The 24428-nt window shown below is 69.7% G+C and carries 24 protein-coding genes; 18 read left to right on the forward strand and 6 right to left on the reverse strand.

Annotated features, from left to right (window positions below; all coding sequences use genetic code 11):
• The first annotated feature begins 5 nt into the window (after nucleotides 1-5).
• The 3 genes from ACFY1J_RS04725 (at nucleotide 6) to ACFY1J_RS04735 (ending at nucleotide 2896) form a co-directional block, all read left to right on the forward strand.
• Nucleotides 6-1262, forward strand: coding sequence for a sensor histidine kinase (locus tag ACFY1J_RS04725; protein ID WP_390707487.1), 1257 nt, complete (start codon nucleotides 6-8; stop codon nucleotides 1260-1262).
• 403 nt (nucleotides 1263-1665) lie between these two features.
• Nucleotides 1666-1962 carry a DUF4193 domain-containing protein gene (locus tag ACFY1J_RS04730; protein ID WP_005481602.1) on the forward strand — a complete coding sequence of 99 codons (297 nt, stop codon included), beginning with the start codon at nucleotides 1666-1668 and terminating at the stop codon, nucleotides 1960-1962.
• A 13-nt stretch (nucleotides 1963-1975) separates the two neighbouring features.
• Complete coding sequence (locus ACFY1J_RS04735; RefSeq protein WP_390707486.1) at nucleotides 1976-2896, forward strand: hypothetical protein; 921 nt, start codon at nucleotides 1976-1978, stop codon at nucleotides 2894-2896.
• A gap of 65 nt (nucleotides 2897-2961) precedes the next feature.
• On the opposite strand, the gene ACFY1J_RS04740 is transcribed toward ACFY1J_RS04735, so the two are convergent.
• Nucleotides 2962-3429: a DUF3093 domain-containing protein gene (locus ACFY1J_RS04740; RefSeq protein WP_390730590.1), complete on the reverse strand. Its 468-nt coding sequence runs from the start codon at nucleotides 3427-3429 to the stop codon at nucleotides 2962-2964.
• Nucleotides 3430-3487: 58 nt separating this feature from the next.
• Here ACFY1J_RS04740 and ACFY1J_RS04745 point away from each other — a divergent pair, with 58 nt between their 5' ends.
• The 9 genes from ACFY1J_RS04745 to ACFY1J_RS04785 all read left to right on the forward strand — a co-directional run bounded on the left by ACFY1J_RS04745 (nucleotide 3488) and on the right by ACFY1J_RS04785 (nucleotide 12681).
• Nucleotides 3488-4072, forward strand: coding sequence for a PaaI family thioesterase (locus ACFY1J_RS04745; protein ID WP_390707484.1), 585 nt, complete (start codon nucleotides 3488-3490; stop codon nucleotides 4070-4072).
• Nucleotides 4069-4620, forward strand: a complete 552-nt coding sequence (gene dut, locus ACFY1J_RS04750) for a dUTP diphosphatase (RefSeq protein ID WP_390730591.1) — start codon at nucleotides 4069-4071, stop codon at nucleotides 4618-4620. The genes ACFY1J_RS04745 and dut overlap by 4 nt, the downstream gene beginning before the upstream one ends.
• Nucleotide 4621: 1 nt before the next feature.
• The gene (locus tag ACFY1J_RS04755; RefSeq protein WP_390707482.1) at nucleotides 4622-5383 is read left to right on the forward strand and encodes a DUF3710 domain-containing protein; all 762 of its coding nucleotides are present in this window, start codon (nucleotides 4622-4624) and stop codon (nucleotides 5381-5383) included.
• A gap of 631 nt (nucleotides 5384-6014) precedes the next feature.
• The gene (locus ACFY1J_RS04760) at nucleotides 6015-7205 is read left to right on the forward strand and encodes an alginate lyase family protein (RefSeq protein ID WP_390730592.1); all 1191 of its coding nucleotides are present in this window, start codon (nucleotides 6015-6017) and stop codon (nucleotides 7203-7205) included.
• 64 nt (nucleotides 7206-7269) lie between these two features.
• Entirely contained in the window at nucleotides 7270-7962 is a 693-nt protein-coding gene (locus ACFY1J_RS04765; protein ID WP_390730593.1) for an ABC transporter ATP-binding protein, read from the forward strand.
• Between the two features lie 168 nt (nucleotides 7963-8130).
• On the forward strand, nucleotides 8131-10674 hold the full coding sequence (locus tag ACFY1J_RS04770) for an ATP-binding protein (protein ID WP_390730594.1): 2544 nt from the start codon (nucleotides 8131-8133) through the stop codon (nucleotides 10672-10674).
• Nucleotides 10671-11357 (forward strand): response regulator, encoded by a 687-nt coding sequence (locus ACFY1J_RS04775; RefSeq protein ID WP_390707478.1) that lies wholly within the window; start codon nucleotides 10671-10673, stop codon nucleotides 11355-11357. The genes ACFY1J_RS04770 and ACFY1J_RS04775 overlap by 4 nt, the downstream gene beginning before the upstream one ends.
• A gap of 160 nt (nucleotides 11358-11517) precedes the next feature.
• Complete coding sequence (locus ACFY1J_RS04780; RefSeq protein WP_390707477.1) at nucleotides 11518-11916, forward strand: OB-fold nucleic acid binding domain-containing protein; 399 nt, start codon at nucleotides 11518-11520, stop codon at nucleotides 11914-11916.
• Between the two features lie 3 nt (nucleotides 11917-11919).
• Nucleotides 11920-12681 (forward strand): DUF3159 domain-containing protein, encoded by a 762-nt coding sequence (locus tag ACFY1J_RS04785; protein WP_390707476.1) that lies wholly within the window; start codon nucleotides 11920-11922, stop codon nucleotides 12679-12681.
• A gap of 118 nt (nucleotides 12682-12799) precedes the next feature.
• Here ACFY1J_RS04785 and ACFY1J_RS04790 read toward each other — a convergent pair whose 3' ends face one another.
• The 3 genes from ACFY1J_RS04790 to ACFY1J_RS04800 form a co-directional block, all read right to left on the reverse strand.
• Entirely contained in the window at nucleotides 12800-13471 is a 672-nt protein-coding gene (locus ACFY1J_RS04790; protein ID WP_390707475.1) for a potassium channel family protein, read from the reverse strand.
• Nucleotides 13471-14142: an NAD-binding protein gene (locus tag ACFY1J_RS04795; RefSeq protein WP_390707474.1), complete on the reverse strand. Its 672-nt coding sequence runs from the start codon at nucleotides 14140-14142 to the stop codon at nucleotides 13471-13473. The genes ACFY1J_RS04790 and ACFY1J_RS04795 overlap by 1 nt, the downstream gene beginning before the upstream one ends.
• A 288-nt stretch (nucleotides 14143-14430) precedes the next feature.
• Complete coding sequence (locus ACFY1J_RS04800) at nucleotides 14431-14571, reverse strand: hypothetical protein (protein WP_390707473.1); 141 nt, start codon at nucleotides 14569-14571, stop codon at nucleotides 14431-14433.
• A 182-nt stretch (nucleotides 14572-14753) separates the two neighbouring features.
• Here ACFY1J_RS04800 and ACFY1J_RS04805 point away from each other — a divergent pair, with 182 nt between their 5' ends.
• Together ACFY1J_RS04805 and ACFY1J_RS04810 are read left to right on the forward strand one after the other, a co-directional pair.
• On the forward strand, nucleotides 14754-16802 hold the full coding sequence (locus tag ACFY1J_RS04805) for an APC family permease (RefSeq protein ID WP_390730595.1): 2049 nt from the start codon (nucleotides 14754-14756) through the stop codon (nucleotides 16800-16802).
• Between the two features lie 66 nt (nucleotides 16803-16868).
• The gene (locus ACFY1J_RS04810; RefSeq protein ID WP_390707471.1) at nucleotides 16869-18197 is read left to right on the forward strand and encodes a class I SAM-dependent RNA methyltransferase; all 1329 of its coding nucleotides are present in this window, start codon (nucleotides 16869-16871) and stop codon (nucleotides 18195-18197) included.
• Between the two features lie 76 nt (nucleotides 18198-18273).
• On the opposite strand, the gene ACFY1J_RS04815 is transcribed toward ACFY1J_RS04810, so the two are convergent.
• Nucleotides 18274-18666, reverse strand: coding sequence for a transposase (locus ACFY1J_RS04815; protein ID WP_390730596.1), 393 nt, complete (start codon nucleotides 18664-18666; stop codon nucleotides 18274-18276).
• 618 nt (nucleotides 18667-19284) lie between these two features.
• Between ACFY1J_RS04815 and ACFY1J_RS04820 the strand changes: the two genes are divergently transcribed.
• From ACFY1J_RS04820 to ACFY1J_RS04835, 4 genes are all read left to right on the forward strand, one after another.
• Nucleotides 19285-19701 carry a hypothetical protein gene (locus ACFY1J_RS04820; RefSeq protein WP_390730597.1) on the forward strand — a complete coding sequence of 139 codons (417 nt, stop codon included), beginning with the start codon at nucleotides 19285-19287 and terminating at the stop codon, nucleotides 19699-19701.
• Complete coding sequence (locus ACFY1J_RS04825; RefSeq protein WP_390730598.1) at nucleotides 19698-20939, forward strand: GGDEF domain-containing protein; 1242 nt, start codon at nucleotides 19698-19700, stop codon at nucleotides 20937-20939. The genes ACFY1J_RS04820 and ACFY1J_RS04825 overlap by 4 nt, the downstream gene beginning before the upstream one ends.
• A 114-nt stretch (nucleotides 20940-21053) precedes the next feature.
• Nucleotides 21054-21587: a LuxR C-terminal-related transcriptional regulator gene (locus tag ACFY1J_RS04830; protein WP_390730599.1), complete on the forward strand. Its 534-nt coding sequence runs from the start codon at nucleotides 21054-21056 to the stop codon at nucleotides 21585-21587.
• Nucleotides 21588-21805: 218 nt separating this feature from the next.
• Entirely contained in the window at nucleotides 21806-23413 is a 1608-nt protein-coding gene (locus tag ACFY1J_RS04835; protein ID WP_390707468.1) for an acyl-CoA carboxylase subunit beta, read from the forward strand.
• 21 nt (nucleotides 23414-23434) lie between these two features.
• Here the strand turns inward: ACFY1J_RS04835 and meaB are convergent, their stop codons facing one another.
• Complete coding sequence (gene meaB, locus ACFY1J_RS04840; RefSeq protein WP_390707467.1) at nucleotides 23435-24424, reverse strand: methylmalonyl Co-A mutase-associated GTPase MeaB; 990 nt, start codon at nucleotides 24422-24424, stop codon at nucleotides 23435-23437.
• Nucleotides 24425-24428: the final 4 nt, after the last annotated feature.

Here is a 24428-nt window from a genome sequence, read left to right on the forward strand (position 1 = left end):
CCGCCATGGCAGCCGCACCCGCGCCCCCTCAGGCGCCACCGAAGCCCACCTGGGACCCCCGGCGGCCGCAGCCCCCGTTCCCCTGGCTGCGCCCGACCATCCGCATACGGCTCACGCTGCTGTACGGCGGCATGTTCCTGATCGCCGGCATCCTGCTGCTGTCGATCATCTATCTGCTGGCCGCACAGGCGATCAGCACCGGCAACCAGCCGCTGTTCAAGATCGTCAGTTTTTCGCAGGGCTCTCAGCTCAAGGTCTCCAGCGACAACTGCCCCGAGATCAACACGACCAGCCTGCTGCTGTCGGACTTCAACGACGCGATCGGCCGGTGCGTCGACCAACAGCGCCGGGCCGCCCTGGACGATCTGCTCAGCCGCTCGCTGCTGGCCCTCCTGGGCCTCGCCATCATCGCCTTCGCGTTCGGCTATGCGATGGCCGGCCGGGTGCTCTCCCCGCTCGGGCGGATCACCCGCACCGCCCGCGCGGTGGCCGGCTCGGACCTGTCCCGCAGGATCGAGCTGGACGGCCCGGACGACGAGCTGAAGGAGCTGGCGGACACCTTCGACGACATGCTGGAGCGGCTGCAGCGGGCCTTCACCGCCCAGCAGCGTTTCGTCGGAAACGCCTCGCACGAGCTGCGGACCCCGCTCGCGATCAACCGCACGCTCCTGGAAGTGCACCTTTCCGACCCGAACGCGCCCGTGGAGCTGCAGCAGCTCGGCAAGACGCTGCTGGCGACCAACGAGCGCAGCGAGCAGCTCGTGGAGGGTCTGCTGCTGCTCGCCCGCAGCGACAACCAGATCGTCGAGCGCAAGCCCGTGGACCTCGCCGAGGTCGCCTCGCAGGCCGTCGACCAGGTGCATGCCGAGGCGGAGGCCAAGGGCGTGCGGATCGAGGGCGAGCGCAAGCCGGCGGTCGTCCAGGGCAATGGCGTCCTGCTGGAGCGGATCGCCCTGAACCTGGTGCAGAACGCGGTTCGCTACAACGTCCCCGAGGACGGCTGGGTGGAGGTCACCACCGAGATCCAGCACGGGCAGGCGGTGCTGACGGTCTCGAACACCGGCCCGGTCGTGCCGGCGTACGAGATCGACAACCTCTTCGAGCCCTTCAGACGGCTGCGTACGGAGCGCACGGGCAGCGACAAGGGTGTGGGCCTCGGCCTGTCGATCGCGCGCTCCGTGGCGCGCGCCCACGGCGGCCACATCGCTGCACAGCCGCGCGAGGGGGGCGGGCTCGTGATGCGGGTCACCCTGCCGGTGTGATCCACAACTGGTCGCGTTTCGACACACGCGGGGATGTTCGCTTTGCGCGGAATTTTTGGGAGACCGGACGGGCTTCCCCGTGTGTGATCGATCACATGCGCGGTTTTCCGGCCATCTACTCTCCGTGATCATGGCTGTGGGCAGAAAGCCGGGAAAATCCGGGTTTTCAGGGGTCTTGATCACGGGAAGTACACGGTGAGACGCCTTTGAGGTGCGGCATTAGGACCGTGTACGGTCCCCATCGCCATCCAAGCCGATCACTCTTGAGGAGTCCGGTTGGGTGTCGATTGAGTAACAGACCTTGATGTGAGGCAAAATCTCCGCCTCGGGTCGGGCACAAGTCCGGCCTCTCACGCGTTACGTGCGCTGGAGACACCGCAGACACCCAGAGGGGGAGAGCGACATGGCAACCGATTACGACACTCCACGCAAGACCGACGACGACGTCGACTCGGACAGTCTCGAAGAGCTGAAGGCCAGGAGGAACGACAAGTCGACCTCCGCGGTGGACGTCGACGAGTTCGAGGCCGCCGAAGGCCTTGAGCTGCCCGGCGCCGACCTTTCGAACGAAGAGCTGGCCGTCCGGGTGCTGCCGAAGCAGCAGGACGAGTTCACCTGCATGAGCTGCTTCCTGGTGCATCACCGCAGCCAGCTGGCCCGGGAGAAGAACGGTCAGCCGATCTGCCGCGACTGCGACTGAGGAGGGGTCGGCCGTGACTGGCTCGACCCCTCCCAGGAAGCGCCGCTTCCGTCTGACGGGAGCGGACCAGGGGCCGTCCGACGGCCCGATCGGCGCGCGTGACGACGAGCGGGGCTCATCCGGCATGGGAGCCTCGCTCGAACCGGTGGCCGACCGGGGTGACCTCCCGGCGTCGGCCCAGGTGCCCGCGCCCGTCGCCAGGCGGCGGGCCGCGGTCATCCGGGACAAGGCCTGGGACATGGCCCGGGAAGGCGCCCGTAGGGGCGGCAGCCGCGCCAAGGCGGGCCTTGGGTACCTCGTGGACCGGATCATCGAGATCGCCCCGCGGATTCCCGTACGTGACCTCGCCACGCTGCGCAGACAGTTCCCCGGCCTCGGGCCCGAGGAGCTCGCGGACAAGCTCGTGGCGGGCGCGGCCCACGGGACCTCGACCGTCGGGGCCGGGATCGGGGCCGCGGCGATGCTGCCGGTGCCGCCTGCCATGCCGACCGAGCTGGCCGCGGAGATCACCGGGGTCGCGGCGATCGAGCTGAAGCTGATCGCCGAGCTGCACGAGGTCTACGGCATACGGCCGCCGGGCAACCTCAAGGACCGGAGCACCGCGTATCTGTCCTCCTGGTCGGGGGAGCGCGGGATCCGGATGCTGAAGCCGTCGACGTACGACCGCGCCCTCGGCGGCCAGATGAAGCGCGAGCTGCGCCAGCAGATCATGAAGCGGATGGTGCGCGACCTGCCCAATCTGATGCCGTTCATGGTCGGCGCGGCGGTCGGGGCGGTCATGAACCGCCGGGACACCAGGAGACTCGCGGCGCGGATCCGTGCGGATCTGCGCAAGATCCAGGTCCCGTGGGACGCCCTGGCCGAACTGCCCCCGCTGGAGGCGCCGGAGCATCCGCTGACCATGGGGGACATCACCAAGGAACTGGGGCACTGAGCCCCCTGTCCCGCCGTGGTGCGCCCTGCCCCTCCACCTCCTGCCACACGCCCCCGTAGGACGGCCTACGCCGTCGTCCCCCCGCGTGCCGCCTCGATGGCCGCGGCCAGGCGTTCCGGCTCCCGTGTGGACAGGTACAGGTACGGCGTCGGGTCGTCCGGGTCCGTGACCTCGACCCGCAGGGCCCTGGGGATGTAGGCGCGCAGGAGGAGGAAGGCGCGGGTGTCGGCCTTGTACGTGCGCCAGGCGCGGGCCTCCTCCGGGTCCAGGATCTCCGACTTGCCGAGGGCCGACACCGGGATCTTGGCTTCGCCGGCGATCAGGGAGTCGCCCAAGACGCGGATGCGGAGCGAGCCGTACGCGCTGGCGACCACCGCGGCCGCCGCCGTGCCGCCCACCAGGCCGCCCAGCGCCGGCAACGGGCCGAAGGGGAGCAGGATCAGGGCGAACGAGACTCCGACCAGGAAGCTGATCAGCCACCAGGAGCGGGGGGCGGTGAGGCGTTCTTCGTAGGGGCTGGCGGAGAGCTGCATGGAGCCAAGCTTGGCACGGTGTCCGGATACCGCCGACGCGCGGGTAAGGTCTGCGGCTGTGAGTGGTAGTTCCGCAGGTCTCAAGCCTCCCGCCGATGCCGTGAAGCCGGTGCGGCACCCCGATGCCCCCGCGCCCGGTGAGGCGCTCGGTGCGCACTACGAACAGTGTTTCGGCTGTGGCCACGAGCAGTCGCACGGACTGCATCTGGAGGCGCGGGCCGGCGAGGGTGTGTCCCTCACGGCCGAGTTCACCGTGCAGCCCGCCCACCAGGGCGCCCCCGGCCTCGCGCACGGCGGGGTGCTGGCCACCGCCCTCGACGAGACGCTCGGGTCGCTCAACTGGCTGCTGCGGACCATCGCCGTCACCGGCCGGCTGGAGACGGACTTCGTAAGGCCCGTGCCGGTGGGCACTGCGCTGCATCTGGAGGCCGAGGTGACCGCCGTCGCCGGGCGGAAGATCTACTCCAGGGCCACCGGCCGGATCGGCGGCCCCGACGGGCCCGTCGCCGTCCGTGCCGACGCCCTCTTCATCGAGGTCGAGGTCGATCACTTCGTCAAGAACGGCCGCAAGGAAGAGATCCAGGCGGCCATGAGCGACCCGGACCAGGTCCGGCGCGCTCGTGCCTTCGAGGTGAACCCGTGAGCCGTGAGCCCCTGAACGTGCTGATCCGCCGCGTCGACCCCGACGTACCGCTTCCGGCGTACGAGCACCCCGGTGACGCGGGAGCCGATCTGCGGACGACCCAGGGCTGCGAATTGAAGCCGGGGGAGCGGGCCGTCCTGCCCACGGGAGTGTCTGTCGCCCTCCCTGAGGGGTACGCGGCGTTCGTGCACCCTCGATCCGGTCTCGCAGCCCGCTGCGGTGTCGCCCTCGTGAATGCCCCGGGGACGGTTGATGCCGGGTACCGTGGGGAGATCAAGGTGATCGTGGTGAATCTCGACCCGCGCGAGAGCGTGCGGTTCGAGCGCTTCGACCGGATTGCCCAACTGGTCGTCCAGCAGGTCGAGAGGGTTCGCTTCCAGGAGGTCGCGGAGCTTCCCGGTTCTGCACGGGCCGAGGGGGGCTTCGGGTCCACCGGCGGTCATGCCGCGGTGGGCGACGTGAGCGGCACAAACGGTCAGGCCGCCGTAGGCGGTCAGACGGGTGGGAATCGATACGCTTCGGTCGTATCCGACCGGGAAGGACAGTGACGTGTTCGGACGTCGCAAGAAGAAGGGTGCCGCCGAGGACGCGGCCGGCGAGGCCGAGCAGGTCGTCGACAGCGTCGACACCGAGGCGGACGAGGAAGAGGGCGAGCGCGAGCGCGTACGCCTTGAGCCGGAGCCCCGGCCCGACGGGCCGTGGGACGACTCCGAGGTGCGCGAGCCGGGCGAGGGCCGGGTGGACCTCGGCGGTCTGCTCGTGCCCGGTGTCGACGGCATGGAGCTGCGCGTCGAGGTCGCGGGCGACGCGATCGTCGCCGCGACCGTCGTGCTGCGCGACAGCGCCGTCCAGCTGCAGGCCTTCGCCGCGCCCAAGCGCGAGGGCATCTGGGGCGAGGTGCGCGAGGAGATCGCGACCGGCATCACCCAGCAGGGCGGCATCGTGGACGAGGTCGAGGGTCCGCTGGGCTGGGAGCTGCGCGCCCAGGTGCCGGTGCAGCTGCCGGACGGCACGGGTGGCTTCCAGGTCGTGCGGTTCGTGGGCGTGGACGGCCCGCGCTGGTTCCTGCGCGGTGTGATCTCCGGCCAGGGCGCGGTGCAGCCGCAGGCGGCCGGTCTGCTCGAGCAGATCTTCCGGGACACGGTCGTGGTCCGCGGCGAGGGCCCGATGGCGCCCCGCGACCCGATCGTCCTCAAGCTGCCGAACGACGCCCAGATGGTCCCCGAAGGCGTCCAGCAGGAGGAGTCCTCACGCTTCTCCGGCGGCATGGGCCAACTGCAGCGCGGCCCGGAGATCACCGAGGTCCGCTAGACGCTGCGCTCGGCTGAGCGGTTCCAGGGCCGTACCCCGATGCCGGGTGCGGCCCTTTCGCGTGCCACCGTCACACTCCCGTCGGCCCGGCGGCCGGCGACGCGGGTGTGACGACAGGGCCTGCGCGGTGCGCTCGGCTGGGCGGTTCAGGGCCGTGCCTGGACCTGTGGTCTCCGAAGGCGCTCAGCGGGAGGAGTCGTTGCGCTTCTCCGGGGGCATGGGCCGGCAGGAGTGCGGCCCGGCGACACCGAGGTCCGCTGGGCGGTTCAGGGCCGTACCCCGATGCCGTGTGCGGCCCTTTCGCCTGCCGTCGTCACGCTCCCCTCGGCCCCGCGACGCCCCGCACGCTCCCCCGGGCTCTTCGAGCAGGGGCCCCCGTCCCGCGTACGTCCAGATCGAGGGCCGCGGCGCGGCATGCCGGGAGCGCGCTTCCCGAGTTCTCGGCTGCGGTCGAGCAGGGGATTCCCTGACGTCGCCGAGACCGCCCCGCGGGCGGCAGGACCCGGGCGGTCCAAGGGTCGTACCCAATGTCGGGGTGCCGGCCTTTCGTATGCGTGACCCCTTGACGGGTGAATGGTCTGTACCTACGGTCTCCGGCCAACGCCTCTGTTCATAAAGGCGCTCCGCGTTCATGCATGAGAACGGAGTCACCGTGCGCCGAACCGCACTGCCCGCAGTCGTGGCCTCCCTGCTGCTGGGCGCCCTGGCGGCACCCGCCGCCCACTCCGCCCCCACCGCCTTCGTTCATCCCGGAGTCACCGTCTCCAAGGGCCAGTTGGACTTCGCCCGCGACAAGGTCCTGGCCGGCGCCCAGCCCTGGAAGGGCGCCTACGACCGGATGCTGGCGAGCAAGTACGCCGACCTGAACCGCACCCCGAAGCCCCGCGCCACCGTGGAGTGCGGCTCCTACTCCAACCCCGACTACGGCTGCACCGACGAGCGCGAGGACGCGATCGCCGCGTACACCGACGCCCTCGCCTGGTACATCACCCGGGACACCCGCTACGCCCAGAAGGCCATCCAGATCATGGACGCCTGGTCGGGCACGATCACCAGTCACACCAACAGCAACGCGCCCCTGCAGACCGGCTGGGCGGGCTCCTCCTGGCCCAAGGCCGCCGAGATCATCAAGTACACGTACACGGGCGGCTGGGCCAACCAGGGCCGCTTCGCGACCATGCTCCGCAACGTCTACCTCCCGGTCGTCATCAAGGGCTCCAACTCCAACGGCAACTGGGAGCTGTCGATGATGGAGGCCGCCGTCGGCATCTCCGTCTTCCTGGAAGACAAGACGTCGTACGACACGGCCATGGCCAAGTTCCGTACCCGCGCGGCCGCCTACGTCTATCTGTCCTCCGACGGCTCCGTGCCGAAGACCGTGCCCAGCCAGCACCTCGACACCACCGCCAAGATCGTCGCCTACTGGCAGGGCCAGTCCACCTTCGTCACCGGGCTCACCCAGGAGACCTGCCGGGACTTCGTGCACACCGGCTACGGCATCTCCGCGATCTCGCACATCGCCGAGACCAGCCGGATCCAGGGCCAGGACCTGTACGGCACCGACGTCGGCGAGCGCCTGCGGCAGGCGCTCGGGTTCCAGTCCAAGTACCAGCTGGGCACGGCCGCCCCGAGCTGGCTGTGCGGCGGGTCGCTCAAGCTCGGGCTCGGGCCGGTCACCGAGGTCGGCTACAACGCCCTGCACAACCGTCTCGGCATCGCCATGACCAACACCCAGGCGCTGACCCTGAACAACCGCCCGGCGGGCAGCAACAACCTCTTCGTCGCCTGGGAGACCCTCACCCACGGCGACAACCCCGGCTGACGAACCCGTTGAACGGCCGGGCGTCCCGCGGCGATACTGGCGCCCGGTCCACGGGGGAGGCGGCATGAGCCAGGTGGTCACCGAGACCATGGTGCGCGTCGAGACCGTCCACAGGTCCTACGGCCACGGAGCCGCCGCCGTGCACGCCCTGCGCGGTGTCTCCTTCGAGGTCCCGCGCGGCGAGCTCGTCGCCCTCAAGGGGCGCTCGGGATCCGGCAAGACCACGCTCCTGAACATCGTCGGCGGGCTCGACGCGCCGGACCGGGGGAGGGTCACCGTCGACGGGCGGGACCTCGCGGAGCTCGGCGAGAGCGGGCTGCTGGAGCTGCGCCGCGACCGGATCGGCTTCGTCTTCCAGTCCTTCGGGCTCATTCCCATCCTCACGGCCGCCGAGAACGTCGGCGTGCCGATGCGGCTGCGCCGGGCCGACCCGCGCGAACGCGAGGAACGTGTCGAACTGCTGCTCTCCCTCGTCGGCCTGGCCGACCACGCGGCCCAGCGGCCCGGCGAGCTGTCCGGCGGCCAGCAGCAGCGCGTCGCCATCGCCCGCGCCCTCGCCAACCGCCCCGCGCTCCTCGTCGCCGACGAGCCGACCGGCCAGCTGGACGCCGACACCGGTCACGCCGTGATGGAGCTGTTGCGGGCCGTCGTACACAGCGAGCAAGTCACGGCGCTGGTCGCCACGCACGACGCGACCCTGCTCGACCTGGCCGACCGGGTGCTGGAACTGGGCGACGGCGAGATCGTCGAGCACTGAGCACGCGGTCGAGCACCGAGCGCACAGCGCATCAGGGCAGCACATCGGGGCAGCCCGTCAGGGTTGCGTCAAAGATGCCCGCTGCCGGACCTCCTGTCCCATTGGCCGGGATTGTTGGCCGTAAGGTCGACGCTGCGTATGCGGCAGTAACCGGAAGACAATGGGGCCATGGCACGCGGCAAGCTTCGGATCTACCTCGGTGCGGCACCGGGCGTGGGCAAGACCTACGCGATGCTGTCCGAGGCGCACCGGCGTGTGGAGCGGGGCACCGACTGCGTGGTGGCCTTCGTGGAGCACTACGGCCGGCCGCGCACCGAGGTGATGCTGCACGGCCTGGAGCAGGTCCCGCGCAGGGAACTGGAGTACCGCGGCGCCGTCTTCACCGAGATGGACGTCGACGCCGTCCTCCGTCGCGCGCCCGCCATCGCCCTGGTGGACGAACTCGCCCACACCAACATCCCGGGCTCGCGCAACGCCAAGCGCTGGCAGGACGTCGAGGAACTGCTCGCCGCCGGCATCGACGTGATCTCGACCGTCAACATCCAGCACCTGGAGTCGCTCGGCGACGTCGTGGAGTCGATCACGGGTGTACGGCAGCGGGAGACCGTGCCGGACGAGGTCGTACGGCGGGCGGACCAGATCGAGCTTGTCGACATGTCGCCGCAGGCGCTGCGGCGACGGATGGCGCACGGCAACATCTACCAGCCCGACAAGGTCGACGCGGCCCTGTCCAACTACTTCCGGCCGGGCAACCTGACCGCGCTGCGCGAGCTGGCGCTGCTGTGGGTGGCCGACCGGGTCGACGAGTACCTCAAGCAGTACCGCAGCGAGCACCGGGTCTCGGCGATCTGGGGTTCCCGGGAGCGGATCGTCGTCGGCCTGACCGGAGGGCCCGAGGGGCGCACGCTCATCCGCCGGGCCGCCCGCCTCGCCGAGAAGGGCGCCGGCGGCGAGGTGCTCGCCGTCTACATAGCCCGCAGCGACGGCCTGACCTCGGCCTCCCCGAAGGAGCTCGCCGTCCAGCGCACGCTGGTCGAGGACCTCGGCGGCACCTTCCACCACGTCGTCGGCGACGACATACCCATCGCCCTGCTCGACTTCGCGCGCGGGGTCAACGCCACCCAGATAGTCCTCGGCTCCTCGCGGCGCAAGGCGTGGCAGATCGTCTTCGGGCCCGGCGTCGGCGCCACGGTCGCCCGGGAGTCCGGGCCCGACCTCGACGTCCACATCGTCACCCACGGAGAGGTGGCCAAGGGCCGCGGACTGCCCGTGGCCCGGGGCGCGCGGCTCGGCCGCGCCCGGATCATCTGGGGCTGGGCCGTGGGACTCGCGGGCCCCGCCGTCCTGGCGGTGCTGCTGACCACCGTGAACCTCGGCCTCGCCAACAACATGCTGCTGTTCCTGACGCTCACGGTCGCGGCGGCCCTGCTCGGCGGGCTCCTGCCGGCCCTGGCCTCGGCGGCCTTCGGATCACTGCTGCTGAACTACTTCTACACACCGCCGCTGCACCGGCTGACGATCGCCGACCCGAAGAACATCGTCGCCATCGTGATCTTCTTCGGGGTCGCGGTGTCGGTCGCCTCGGTGGTCGACCTCGCGGCCCGGCGCACCCACCAGGCGGCCCGGCTGCGCGCCGAGTCGGAGATCCTCTCCTTCCTGGCCGGCAATGTGCTGCGCGGCGAGACCAGCCTGGAGGAGCTGCTGGAGCGGGTCAGGGAGACCTTCGGGATGGAGTCGGCGGCCCTGCTGGAGCGGGCCGGCGAGACCGAGCCCTGGACCTGCGCCGGCCGCGCCGGATTCGGGCCCACGCTGGAGCGGCCGGAGGACGCCGACGTCGACATGCCGGTCGGGGACCACCTGGCACTCGCGCTGACGGGCCGGGTCCTGCCGGCCGAGGACCGCAGGGTGCTGGCGGCCTTCGCCGCGCAGGCCGCCGTCGTGCTGGACCGCAGGCGCCTCCAGGAGGAGGCCGACCGGGCCCGCGCGCTGGCCGAGGGCAACCGCATCCGCACGGCGCTGCTGGCCGCCGTCAGCCACGACCTCCGTACGCCCCTGGCCGGCATCAAGGCGGCCGTCTCCTCGCTGCGGTCCGACGACGTGGCCTGGTCCGAGGAGGACCAGGCGGAGCTCCTGGAGGGCATCGAGGAGGGCGCCGACCGGCTCGACCACCTGGTGGGCAACCTGCTGGACATGTCCCGGCTGCAGACCGGCACGGTCACCCCGATCATCCGCGAGATCGATCTCGACGAGGTGGTGCCGATGGCGCTGGGCGGCGTGCCCGAGGGCAGCGTGGACCTGGACATCCCCGAGAGCCTGGCGATGGTCGCCGTCGACGCCGGGCTGCTCGAACGCGCGGTGGCCAACCTGGTGGAGAACGCCGTCAAGTACAGCCCGCCGGACCGGCCCGTGCTCGTCTCCGGCAGCGCCATCGCCGACCGGGTCGAGGTGCGGATCGTGGACCGGGGGCCGGGCGTCCCGGACGCGGCCAAGGAGCGCATCTTCGAACCCTTCCAGCGCTACGGCGACGCCCCGCGCGGCGCCGGGGTCGGCCTCGGCCTGGCGGTCGCGCGCGGCTTCGCCGAGGCCATGGGCGGCACCCTCGACGCCGAGGACACGCCCGGCGGCGGTCTCACCATGGTCCTGAGCCTGCGCGCGGCAGGATCGCGTACCGGACAGCTCACCCCCGTACCATCGGAAAGGCAGGTCACATGACCCGGGTGCTCGTGGTCGACGACGAGCCGCAGATCGTGCGCGCCCTCGTGATCAACCTCAAGGCACGCAAGTACGAGGTGGACGCGGCCGCCGACGGCCGTACCGCCCTCGAACTCGCCGCCTCCCGCCACCCCGACGCGGTGGTCCTGGACCTGGGCCTGCCCGACATGGACGGCGTCGAGGTGATCAAGGGCCTGCGCGGTTGGACCCGGGTGCCGATCCTGGTCCTGTCGGCCCGGCACACCTCGGACGAGAAGGTCGAGGCGCTCGACGCAGGCGCCGACGACTACGTGACCAAGCCCTTCGGCATGGACGAGCTGCTGGCCCGGCTGCGGGCCGCCGTGCGCCGGGCCGAGCCGGTTACCGGGGGCGGCGAGGACGACGTGCTGGTGGAGACCGAGGGGTTCACGGTCGACCTGGCCGCGAAGAAGGTCAACCGGGCCGGGAAGGACGTACGGCTGACTCCGACCGAGTGGCATCTGCTGGAGGTGCTGGTGCACCACACCGGCCGCCTGGTCAGCCAGAAGCAGCTGCTGCAGGAGGTGTGGGGGCCGTCGTACGGGACCGAGTCGAACTATCTGCGCGTGTACATGGCCCAGCTGCGCCGCAAGCTGGAGGCGGACCCTTCGCACCCCAAGCACTTCATCACGGAGCCGGGGATGGGGTATCGGTTCGAGAGGTGAGCTGTGGGGCGGCCGGGGGTCCGGGGGTTGTCCCCTGGGGGATGCAGCATCACGGAGCCGGGGATGGGGTATCGGTTCGAGAGGTGAGCCGGGGCGGCGCGGGTTCGGGGCGTGGGGCCGCGGGTACGTGGCCGTCAGTGCTCACCGGTACGCTTCAGATATGAGAGCTGTTCCTCGTTCCGAAAAGCCGGTGGGCCGGTTCCGGCGCATGCTCGACCGGCTTTCCTCGTCCCAGGAGGACCTGGAGTCCGAGGAACTGCGGGAGGACGCCGACATCGCGGGCTGTGTCCGGATCGGCGACTGCCACGACCGGCAGATCGTCACGGTTACTGGTACCTTGCGCACGGTCACCCTGCGGCCGCGCGCCGGAGTGCCGGCCCTGGAGGCCGAGCTGTTCGACGGCTCCGCCGCCCTGGACGTGGTGTGGCTCGGCAGGCGCTCCATCGTGGGGATAGAACCGGGGCGCAAGCTGATCGCGTCGGGCCGGATCTCGATGAGCCGGGGCCGCCGCGTGCTGTTCAACCCCAAGTACGAACTGAGACCCCTCGGACGGGAGTAGCCCGTGACGTCACTCGACAAGCCGACCGAAGACACCACTCAGCAGGACGAAGCCAGGGCGGTCACCGAGGCCGCGCTGTTCGAGGCGTTCGGCGGTGTCCGGGGCATGGTCGAGACGGTCCTGCCCGGCCTTCTCTTCGTCACGATCTTCACGATCAACAAGGACCTGCACTGGTCCGCGATCGCCGCCCTGGCCGTGTCGCTCGTCCTGGTCGTGGTCCGGCTGGCGATGAAGGACACCGTCAAGCACGCCTTCAGCGGTGTCTTCGGCGTCGCCTTCGGTGTGGTCTTCGCGATGTTCACCGGCAACGCCAAGGACTTCTACCTCCCCGGCATGCTCTACACGCTGGGCCTGGCGCTGGCGTACATCATCACGACCCTCGCGGGCGTTCCCCTGATCGGGCTGATCCTCGGCCCGGTCTTCAAGGAGAACCTCTCTTGGCGCACCCGCAACCCCGGCCGCAAGAAGGCCTACGCCAAGGCGAGTTGGGCCTGGGGCCTGATCCTGCTCGCCAAGTGCGCGATCCTCTTCCCGCTCTACTGGTGGGCGAACACCGCTCAGCTCGGCTGGGTCCTGGTCGCCCTCAAGATCCCGCCCTTCCTGCTCGCGGTCTGGCTGACCTGGGTCTTCCTGGCGAAGGCGCCCGCGCCGATCGACGTCTTCGCGGAGATGGAGGCGGAGGAGAAGGCCGAGGAGGAGCGCAGGGCGGCACTGGCGGCGGAGCGGGGCGAGACCACGGGCGGACGGCACCGCCGGGACGGGTAGTTCCGCGCACTTCGCCCACCCCACGGAGTTCACGTACTTCGGAGTTCACGTACTTCGCATACGACGATGGGGGCGCCCGGAGATCTCCGGGCGCCCCCATCGTCGTAACCCTCGAACGTCAGCCGTTGTCCCGCCGGACCGACAGCAGGTCCTCCAGCTGCTCCTCGCGGGCCTGTGCGGCCACGAAGAGGAGTTCGTCGCCCGCTTCCAGGGAGTCGTCCCTGGAGGGGGTGAGGACGCGGGTGCCGCGGATGATCGTGACCAGCGAGGTGTCCTCGGGCCACTCGACGTCGCCGACCTGGGTGCCGGCCAGGGCCGACTCCTCCGGGAGGGTCAGCTCGACGAGGTTGGCGTCGCCGTGGCTGAAGCGCAGCAGCCGGACCAGATCGCCGACGCTCACCGCCTCCTCGACCAGGGCGGACATCAGACGCGGCGTGGAGACGGCGACATCGACGCCCCAGGCCTCGGTGAACAGCCACTCGTTCTTGGGGTTGTTCACCCGGGCCACGACACGCGGGACGCCGTACTCCGTCTTCGCGAGCAGGGAGACGACCAGATTGACCTTGTCGTCGCCGGTCGCGGCGATCACCACGTTGCAGCGCTGGAGCGCCGCCTCGTCCAGGGACGTGATCTCACAGGCGTCGGCCAGCAGCCACTCCGCCTGCGGGACGCGCTCGACCGAGATGGCGGTCGGCGCCTTGTCGATGAGCAGGACCTCGTGGCCGTTCTCCAGCAGTTCGCCGGCGATCGACCGGCCGACCGCGCCGGCACCGGCAATGGCGACCCTCATCAGTGACCGCCCTCCTCTTCAGGGCCCCCGGCGAACGCCGCCTCGACCTTCTCGACGTCGTCCGTCCGCATCATCACGTGCACGAGGTCGCCCTCCTGCAGCACCGTCTGCGAGGTGGGCAGGATCGCCTCGCCGAGGCGGGTCAGGAACGCCACGCGGACGCCCGTCTCCTCCTGCAGCTTGCTGATCTTGTGGCCGACCCACTTCGCGGAGGCGTGCACCTCGGCGAGCTGGACGCCGCCGGTGGGATCGCGCCACAGCGGCTCCGACCCGGAGGGCAGCAGCCGGCGCAGCATCTGGTCGGCGGTCCAGCGGACCGTCGCCACGGTGGGGATGCCCAGGCGCTGGTAGACCTCCGCGCGGCGGGGGTCGTAGATACGGGCCGCGACGTTCTCCACGCCGAACATCTCGCGGGCCACGCGCGCGGAGATGATGTTCGAGTTGTCTCCGCTGGAGACGGCGGCGAAGGCGCCCGCCTCCTCGATGCCGGCCTCGCGCAGCGTGTCTTGGTCGAAGCCGACGCCGGTGACCCGGCGCCCGCCGAATCCGGGACCCAGCCGACGGAAGGCGGTGGGGTCCTGGTCGATCACGGCGACCGTGTGGCCCTGCTGTTCCAGGGTCTGGGCAAGAGCGGAGCCCACTCTTCCGCAGCCCATGATGACGATGTGCACGGTCTTACCCCGCACTCCTCAGGCCGCTGACTTGCGTGAACGCAGTGCTCATATCCTTCTCTCGGCTCGCCGGGGCAACGGGTCGGGGGACCTGTTTCACGGTCCACCGGGCAACATCATGCCGGGGAATCGCCCATGTGATCCCACGCGGGTACGGATCGCTGCCCGTGTGTGCCCAAGTCCACCGTAACGGCACGGACCGACAGCCCGGCTCGTGCCTCCAGGGAGCCTGGACCGCGCGGGTGAAGGCCCGGCCGACGTGCCCGGTTCGCGGAACCGGGTCCGGGTTCAGAACCGCGACTCGGCCGTGTACCCGGACGACCGCCTGACCGCCCGGCGCCGAGTGATGCTGCGCACGCTGCACAGGGTGAGGATTCCGAGGCCGACGATGGCGGACGCGGCACCGATGAGCTCTGCGGTCGCGGGCATGGGACCTCCGGGGTCGGCGACAGGCGGCGTCTGTCATCTAGACACGGCGATCGCACCGACCACGGAATCCGCAGTTCCAGTCGTGCCTGTTTTCACTCTTGAGGCAGATCGGTGGACGCGCTGAGACAGATCGGTGGACGCGGGTGGGCGACAGCCAGTTCGAAGGCTTAGCATTCTCTGTCGTGTCCAAACTGACCGACGTGCCCAAACGGATCCTGATCGGGCGCGCTCTGCGCAGCGACCGGCTGGGCGAAACGCTCCTGCCGAAGCGCATCGCACTCCCCGTCTTCGCTTCCGACCCGCTGTCTTCCGTGGCCTACGCCCCGGGAGAGGTGCTGCTGGTCCTGTCCATCGCGGGCGTGTCGGCGTACCACTTCAGCCCCTGGATCGCGGTCGCGGTCGTCGTGCTGATGTTCACCGTGGTCGCCTCGTACCGGCAGAACGTCCATGCCTACCCGAGCGGCGGCGGCGACTACGAGGTGGCCACCACCAACCTCGGGCCCAAGGCGGGCCTCACCGTCGCCAGCGCGCTGCTCGTCGACTACGTCCTCACCGTCGCCGTCTCCATCGCCTCCGGCATCGAGAACCTCGGCTCCGCGGTCCCCTTCGTCGTCGAGCACAAGGTGCTCTGCGCGAGCGCGGTGATCGTGCTGCTGACGCTGATGAACCTGCGCGGGGTGAAGGAGTCGGGCAAGCTCTTCGCGATCCCGACGTACGTGTTCGTCGGCGGCGTCTTCATCATGATCATGTGGGGCGCCTTCCGCGGCCTGGTCCTCGGCGACACCATGCGCGCGCCGACCGCCGACTACCACATCAAGGCGGAACACCAGGGTCTGGCGGGCTTCGCCCTCGTCTTCCTGCTGCTGCGCGCCTTCTCCTCCGGCTGTGCCGCGCTCACCGGCGTCGAGGCGATCTCCAACGGCGTCCCCGCCTTCCGCAAGCCCAAGTCCAAGAACGCGGCGACCACGCTCGCGATGATGGGCCTGCTGGCCGTCACCATGTTCTGCGGCATCATCGCCCTCGCGACGTCGACCAAGGTGCGCATGGCCGAGAACCCGGCCAGCGACCTGATCCACAACGGCGTCCCGATCGGTCCGGGCTATGTCCAGAACCCGGTGATCTCCCAGGTCGCCGAGGCCGTGTTCGGCAAGGGCAGCTTCCTGTTCATCCTGCTCGCGGCCGCCACCGCCCTGGTGCTGTTCCTGGCGGCGAACACCGCGTACAACGGCTTCCCGCTGCTCGGCTCGATCCTCGCCCAGGACCGCTACCTGCCGCGCCAGCTGCACACCCGAGGCGACCGCCTCGCCTTCTCCAACGGCATCGTGCTGCTCGCGGGCGCGGCGGCCCTGCTGGTCGTGATCTACGGCGCCGACTCGACGCGGCTGATCCAGCTGTACATCGTCGGCGTGTTCGTGTCCTTCACGCTCAGCCAGACCGGCATGGTCCGGCACTGGAACCGCCACCTCGCCACCGAGAAGGACCAGGCCAAGCGCCGCCACATGGTCCGCTCCCGGGCGATCAACGCCTTCGGCGCCTTCTTCACCGGCCTGGTCCTGGTCGTCGTCCTCGTCACCAAGTTCACGCACGGTGCCTGGGTGGCCCTGCTGGGCATGGTCATCTTCTACGCGACGATGACCGCGATCCGCCGCCACTACGACCGTGTGTCCGAGGAGATCGCCGCCCCCGAGAGCCCGAGCGACGACAGCGTGCGGCCCTCCCGCGTCCACTCCCTCGTCCTCATCTCCAAGATCCACCGCCCCACCCTGCGCGCCCTGGCCTACGCCAAGCTGATGCGCTCCGACACCCTGGAGGCGCTCACCGTCAACGTCGACCCGGCGGAGACGAAGGCGCTGCGCGAGGAGTGGGAGCGGCGCGGCATCGACGTGCCGCTGAAGGTGCTCGACTCGCCGTACCGTGAGATCACGCGCCCGATCATCGAGTACGTCAAGGGCCTGCGCGCGGAGTCCCCGCGCGACGCGGTCTCGGTGATCATCCCGGAGTATGTGGTCGGCCACTGGTACGAGCACCTGCTGCACAACCAGAGCGCCCTGCGGCTCAAGGGCCGTCTGCTGTTCACCGCGGGCGTCATGGTCACCTCGGTGCCGTACCAGCTGGAGTCCTCCGAGGCGGCCAAGGTCCGTGCCCGTAAGCGGCAGGAGTGGAACGCGCCGGGTGCGGTGCGACGCGGTCCCGCCCAGCAGCGGCCGAAGGAGCCGACCGCCGGGAACTGAGCGGTGCGGGTGACGACGTAGACTGGTGGGCTGTTGTACCGCCCCTCGATCTGGAGTCACCCCGCCATGCAGGCAGAACCGAAGAAGTCGCTGGTGGGCGAGGAGTACGAGGTCGAGGTCGGCGCCGTCGCCCACGGCGGCCACTGCATCGCCCGTACGTCCGAGGGCCAGGTGCTGTTCGTCCGGCACGCGCTGCCCGGCGAGCGGGTCGTGGCCCGGGTGACGGAGGGCGAGGAGGGCGCCCGGTATCTGCGGGCGGACGCGGTCGAGGTGCTGGAGGCCTCCAAGGACCGTATCGAGGCCCCCTGCCCCTACGCCGGTCCCGGCCGCTGCGGCGGCTGCGACTGGCAGCACGCCAAGCCCGGCGCCCAGCGCCGCCTCAAGGGCGAGGTCATCGCCGAGCAGCTGCAGCGGCTCGCGGGCCTCACGCCCGAGGAGGCGGGCTGGGACGGCACGGTGATGCCCGCCGAGGGCGACAAGCTGCCGGCGGGCGAGGTGCCCCAGTGGCGCACCCGCGTCCAGTACGCCGTCGACGCCGAGGGCCACGCGGGCCTGCGCCGCCACCGCTCGCACGAGGTGGAGCGCATCGACCACTGCATGATCGCGGCGGCCGGTGTCACCGAGCTGGGCATCGAGAAGCGCGACTGGACCGGTATGGAGTCGATCGAGGCGATCGCGGCGACGGGCTCGCAGGACCGCCAGGTGATCCTGACCCCGCGGCCCGGTGCCCGCCTCCCGATCGTCGAGCTGGACAAGCCGGTGTCGGTGATGCGCGTCGGCGAGAAGGACGGCGGTGTGCACCGCGTCCACGGCCGCCCCTTCGTCCGTGAGCGCGCGGACGGCCGCACCCATCGCGTCGGCAGCGGAGGCTTCTGGCAGGTCCACCCGAAGGCGGCGGACACCCTGGTGACGGCAGTCATGCAGGGCCTGCTTCCGCGTAAGGGCGAGATGGCCCTGGACCTCTACTGCGGTGTCGGCCTCTTCGCCGGCGCCCTCGCGGACCGCCTCGGCGAGAAGGGCGCGGTCCTCGGCATCGAGTCCGGCAAGCGCGCCGTCGAGGACGCCCGCCACAACCTCGCCGACTTCCCCCGCGTCCGCATCGAACAGGGCAAGGTCGAGTCCGTCCTGCCCCGCACCGGCATCACCGAGGTCGACCTGATCGTCCTCGACCCCCCGCGCGCCGGCGCCGGCCGCCAGACGGTCGCCCACCTGACCTCACTGGGCGCCCGCCGCGTCGCCTACGTGGCCTGCGACCCGGCGGCCCTGGCCCGGGACTTCGGCTACTTCCGCGAGGGCGGGTACCGGGTGCGGACGCTGCGGGCGTTCGATCTGTTTCCGATGACGCATCATGTGGAGTGCGTGGCGATTCTGGAACCGGTGGCGAAGGCGCGCTGACCAAGCGCACCGCGGCCGGCACATGGGTGGCGTCGGTGCGCTGCCGTCCCCCGGGCCTTCAGCAAGCCGGCCTCCCTCAGGCGGTCCAGCATCGCCTCCAGCAGCCGGTCAGCGGCGCCGCCCTCGGCCAGCCGGGCCGAAACTTACACAACACCGAGTAGTCGAACCCGGGATCGTCCAGCTCCAGCCCCCGCGCGTACTTCCAGTCGATCCTGGTCCGCACCGCGTCCGCCGCCGCCCGGTCAGACAGGTTCTCCGCGAACTGCAGCACCGACACCAGCGCCAACTGCCCCGGCGACAGCCCTGGCCTGCCGTCCGAGGGGTACAACCCGGCGAACTCCCCGTCCTCGAACAGCACGTCCAACCGGTCCCTGATCAGCATTGCCGGCGTGCCCTTCGGACACGCCGCCCGCGCGGTCCGCACCGTCCTGACCGGGATCCTCTGATGGCTTTCCGGCCGCAGCGACATCGCGACCACCCCCCCACCGCCGACACCACCCCACGCCCAACCAGCCAACCACTCACCGGCCCGGTCGTCAGCACCCCATCAACATCGCCAACAGAGTCATGCCGTTGCTTTAGGTTGCGCGCGTAGGCTGCTCGGTGGTCCCGGCGGTCGAACGGCTGTCGGAGCCAAAAGAGGTGGTGTACTTCGTGCTGGGGCTGGCGCTGTTCTCCCCGGCTCCGTATCTGGAAGTGATGCGGCACCTGATGGAGGGGTTACGAGGCCAGGGGCTGCTGGGCAACCGGCACGTGCCGGCGGAGTCGGTGGCAGCTGCCCGAGGGCGTGCGAGGGCTGAACAACTCCTTCACTGCCCTGTACGCCCGAAAGCTGATCGAGGACCCCCCACTCGGCGCCTGCCTTCGAGTTGCGAAGACGTCGCACCCCCTGATCTGGCGCTGCACCTCAACTCATCCTTCCCTCAGCCCGTGCCGGTAGAACCGGCTGACGCAACTTGCGGAAAGCGGGGCAGATGGTTCCTGGTGCTGGGCGCTTGAGAAGTCCGGGCGGGTGTCGACTGCGGAGCTCCGTGCGCTGGGTGCCGGGACGTTGCTGCCACAACTCCCCGGCGACGGAGGGGATTACGTGGGTAGCATCTACACACCCGTCGGCGAGACGGAGCGGAGCCGGCGAACTGGGGAGACCATGGTCGCGGAGATGGCGATCTTTGTGGACACCACCACACGGGGAGACGAGCTGGCCAGAGCCCTGGCGGCGCTACCGGATGTCCGCAGTGAACTCGATGACCCCGTCAAGAGCCGCTTCCGTGGCGACCGAGGATCGTCCATATGGAGCCTCGTCTCCGTGGCTTGCGGCACAGGAGGGGCCGCCACGGTGGCTGTCGCAGCCATTCGACAGTGGATAGACGCATCTGTGACAAAGATCCGCGTGAAGGTCGGTAACACTGAAGTCGAAATTGAAGGTCGCAATCCAGAGGCCGGATTGATTCAGGTTGAACGACTACTTCAGGCTTCGGCATCTGATGGCGGTCAGGGCGAATGAAGATCCTTTTTGTCGCGGCAAACGCGCAGGATACCGGTCGGTTGGCGCTCGATGAAGAGATTCGATCAATTGAAGGGGGCATTTTCGGGAGTCGATTCGCTGACCGGATTGAGCTCATCCCGATTTGGGCGGCGAGGCCGGATGACCTGCTGCGGGCAATGAACGATCACGCGCCGGAAATTCTGCACTTCTCCGGTCATGGATCTCGACAGGGCATCTCCCTCGTGGGAAATAACCGACAAGCCTTGCCGGTCACGCAGGATGCACTCCTGAGGCTACTCAAACTGGATGTGTCCAAGAACCTTAAAGCGGTTCTGCTCAATTCCTGCTATTCGGAAGGGCTGGCTAAAAGCATTCGTCGCATCGTCGGATGTGCCATTGGGACGATGGATCGCTGGGACGACGAGGCGGCGGAGGTGTTCGCTGCCGCGTTCTACCGCGCCCTTGCTTATGGGGCCACAATCCACGAAGCCGTTGAGCAAGCCTGTACCAGAATGGCGCTTGAGGGGTATAGCGGCGTGGATGATATGCGTCTCCATGCGACGGCCGAGGCGAAGGCCCTACGTCCGGTAATGGGCAGGAATGAACGTTCCAGCGTCCGCGCTGAGCCAGCGCTCGACTCCATCTCCGACTCGATCCTGCTGCTCAACGAAAGCGAATGCGCTGATTTCGTAGCCGGGGTAGTTCACGGGGCGGCGTCGGCCTCGCTCACATATCTCGACGTGGATGGGCTACTCAATATCAACCAGGTCTACGGTGAGCACGTTGGGGACCTCGTCGTCGATGAATGCAGCAGGATAGTTTCAGGGCATACGGCGTTGGCCCAGGTTTGCCGCTTGCGGGGAGACCAGTTTGTCATCGTCCAAACGGGTACGTCGAAGGACTCGGCGCGGGAATCTGCCGAAAAGATAGTGCAACAGATCCTGAGGCATGACTGGACCCCGATTTCCCAATACCTCCACGTTTCAGCTACGGGCGCGATCGCTCATTGGGATATGCGTGAAGACTCCGCTAGTCTGATATTGCGCGCCGTATTGGGAGTAAAGGAGGCGAAGAGGCGTCATGCCGCAACGCTTTCTGCCGCACCGCTTGCCTTGCCGGAGCTTAGCGGCAATTTCGATCGAAGTCAGGAAAGGTGGCAGCGAATTCAACAGATCAGCAGCTACTTGTCGAGCGAGAGCAGGCGTGAGGCAATCGAGTTCATAGACAGGGACCTGAGAGGGCGCTCCCGCTTCTGAACGGCAGTGCTTTGTGGTGAACCGTGCTTCCGGGCCTGAGCGCCGGACGAGATCGGCGGCGTATTGGGGACTGACTCCCTGGCTTTCTCGCTGCCACAGGTCGGCGGTCGTCTGGTGGAATCCCAGCAGCTGACTGACGACCACGGCGGGAAGTTCGGCCTCGACGGCATCGCGGCCACCCGGGAGATCTGCTCCGACGAGACGCTGGCCGGCGTCCGGGTGCTGGCCCTCACCATGTTCGACATGGACGAGTACGTCCACCCGGCCCTCCAGTTCGGCGCCAGCGGCTTCATGCTGAAGGACGCCTCACCGTCCGAACTGGTCAACGGCGTCCACGTCATCGCCACCGGGGAGGGCGTACTGGCGCCGACGGTCACCCGGCGCCTCATCGCGAACTTCTCCCGCCGCGGCGAGGCGACACAGCCGGCACCGCGACTCGTCGGACTCACCAAGCGGGAACAGGAAGTCCTCGTACTGATCGCGAACGGGCTGTCCAACACGGAGATCTCCGCACACCTCGTCATCAGCATGCCGACGGTGAAGACCCATGTCGGCAGCCTCCTGGCGAAGCTGCACGCCCGGGACCGCGCGCAGTTGGTCATCATTGCGTATGAGAGCGGCCTCGCCGAGCGCGGCATGCCGACGTGACGGCGACGGCCGCCGGGCGGTGTGCGTCAGCCCGGGGGCGACAGCACGCGCTGCAAGCGCGACTCGGCAAGGCCCCACCAACCCCTGTTCGGCCCCGTCCGCCACCCTTAGTAGGGGGGCGGTCGCCGACCATAGGGGGTGTGCGCTGTGGTCCCTTGCCGGGCCGGCCGGTTTGAATTGACGGTCCGAATACCCTGAGCCACATGGATGGGTGACCCATGACCGTGACCGAGGAGACCGCCTCACTCGCCCCCATGACCCAGCCACCGTCGCGCCCCGACCCGCGGTCCCGGGTGGCCCTGCTCGAACTGGTCAAGCAGACGGCGCGTGAGGGCCCCGGTCCGCGTGCCACCGAGCAGCAGTGGGCCAAGGGCAAGCTGACCGTCCACGAGCGCCTCGAACTGCTCCTCGACAAGGGGAGCTTCCAGGAGACCGAGCCGCTGCGCCGGCACCGCGCCACCGGGTTCGGGCTGGAGAACAAGCGGCCCCACACGGACGGCGTGGTCACCGGCTGGGGCACGGTGGAGGGCCGCACGGTCTTCGTCTACGCCCATGACTTCCGCATCTTCGGCGGCTCTCTCGGCGAGGCGCACGCCTCGAAGATCCACAAGGTGATGGACCGGGCGCTGGCCGCGGGCGCGCCCCTGGTGGCGCTGAGCGACGGCGCCGGCGCCCGCATCCAGGAGGGCGTCACCGCACTCGCCGGGTACGGCGGCATCTTCCGCCGCAACGTGGCCGCGTCCGGCGTCATCCCACAGATCAGCGTGATGCTCGGCCCGTGCGCCGGAGGTGCCGCGTACTCGCCCGCCCTCACCGACTATGTGTTCATGGTCCGCGGCACCTCGCAGATGTACATCACCGGCCCGGACGTGGTGCAGGCCGTCACCGGCGAGCGGATCAGCCACGACGGGCTCGGCGGCGCCGATGTGCACGCCACCGTCTCCGGCGCCGCGCACTTCGCGTACGAGGACGAGGCCGAATGCCTCGCCGAGGTGCGCTATCTGCTGTCGATGCTGCCGCAGAACAACCGCGAACTGCCGCCCGCCGTACGGCCGGACGACTCCCCGACCCGCCGGGGCGAGGACCTGCTCGACCTGGTGCCGGGCGACCCGGGACGCTCGTACGACATGCGTCCCGTCATCGAGGAGATCGTCGACGACGGCGAGATCTTCGAGGTGCATGCGGGCTGGGCCACCAACATCATCTGCGCCCTGGCCCGGCTCGACGGCCATGTCGTCGGCATCGTGGCCAACCAGCCGGCCTCCTTCGCGGGCGCCCTGGACATCAATGCCAGTGACAAGGCGGCGAGGTTCGTCCAGTCCTGCGACGCCTTCAGCATCCCGCTGGTCACGCTCGTCGACGTCCCGGGCTTCCTGCCGGGCCGCGAGCAGGAGCACGGCGGCATCATCCGCCACGGCGCCAAACTCCTCTACGCCTACTGCAACGCGACCGTCCCCCGTATATCGGTGATCCTGCGCAAGGCGTACGGCGGCGCGTACATCGTCATGGACAGCCAGTCCATCGGCGCCGACCTGACCTTCGCCTGGCCCACCAACGAGATCGCGGTGATGGGCGCGGAAGGTGCCGCGAACGTCGTCTTCCGCCGCGAGATCGCCGCCGCGCCGGACCCGGAGGCGGCACGCGCGCAGCGCGTCCAGCAGTACCAGGAGGAACTGATGCACCCCTACTACGCCGCCGAACGCGGCCTGGTGGACGACGTCATCGACCCCGCGGACACCCGGGCCGTCCTCATCCGCTCCCTGGCGATGCTCCACGCCAAGCACGCCACGATGCCGTCCCGCAAACACGGGAACCAGCCGGTATGAGCACCGCCGAGGACCACGAGGTCAGCCGACGGGCCCCCGGAACGCCTCCAGGATCCGCTCGGCGGCCAGCGTCGCCGTCAACGAGCCCTCCCTGACCCGCTGTTCGAGACCGGGCGCGGCCTCCCGCACCGCCGGATCGGCGTGCAGCCGGCCCAGCAGTTCGTCGCGCACCATCGCCCAGGTCCAGCCGACCTGCTGATCCCGCCGCTTGGCGGTGAGCCGGCCCGTGGAGTCGAGGAGCGTACGGTGCTGCTCAAGGCGCTCCCAGACGACCTCCAGGCCGGTCGACTCGCGGGCGCTGCAACTGAGCACCGGCGGGGTCCAGAAGGCGTCCTTGCCGTGCATCAGCCGCAACGCGCCCGCCAACTCCCGTGCGGCGGCGCGGGCATCGCGCTCGTGCGGGCCGTCCGCCTTGTTGACCGCGATCACGTCGGCAAGCTCCAGGACGCCCTTCTTGATGCCCTGCAACTGGTCACCGGTGCGGGCCAGGGTGAGCAGCAGGAAGGAGTCGACCATGTCGGCGACCGCGGTCTCGGACTGGCCGACACCGACGGTCTCCACCAGGATCACGTCGTAGCCCGCCGCCTCCATCACGACCATGGACTCACGGGTGGCCTTGGCGACCCCGCCCAGCGTGCCCGCGCTGGGGGAGGGGCGTACGAAGGCCGCCGGGTCCACCGCGAGGCGCTCCATCCGGGTCTTGTCGCCCAGGATGGAGCCGCCGGTGCGGGTGGAGGACGGGTCCACGGCGAGCACCGCCACCCGGTGCCCGAGCGAGGTCAGCAGCGTGCCGAACGCGTCGATGAACGTCGACTTGCCCACGCCCGGCACCCCGCTGATGCCGATCCGCCGCGCCCGGCCGCTGTGCGGGAGCAGCTCGGTGAGCAACTCCTGTGCCAGCGCCCGGTGCTGCGGCCGGGTGGACTCGACGAGAGTGATCGCACGGGCCACGATCGCCCGCTTCCCGTCGAGCACACCCTTCACATATGTGTCGAGATCGATCGCTGCCATGGGG

Origin of the sequence: Streptomyces sp. NPDC001406, assembly GCF_042895285.1 — a bacterium.
GTDB lineage: Bacteria > Actinomycetota > Actinomycetes > Streptomycetales > Streptomycetaceae > Streptomyces.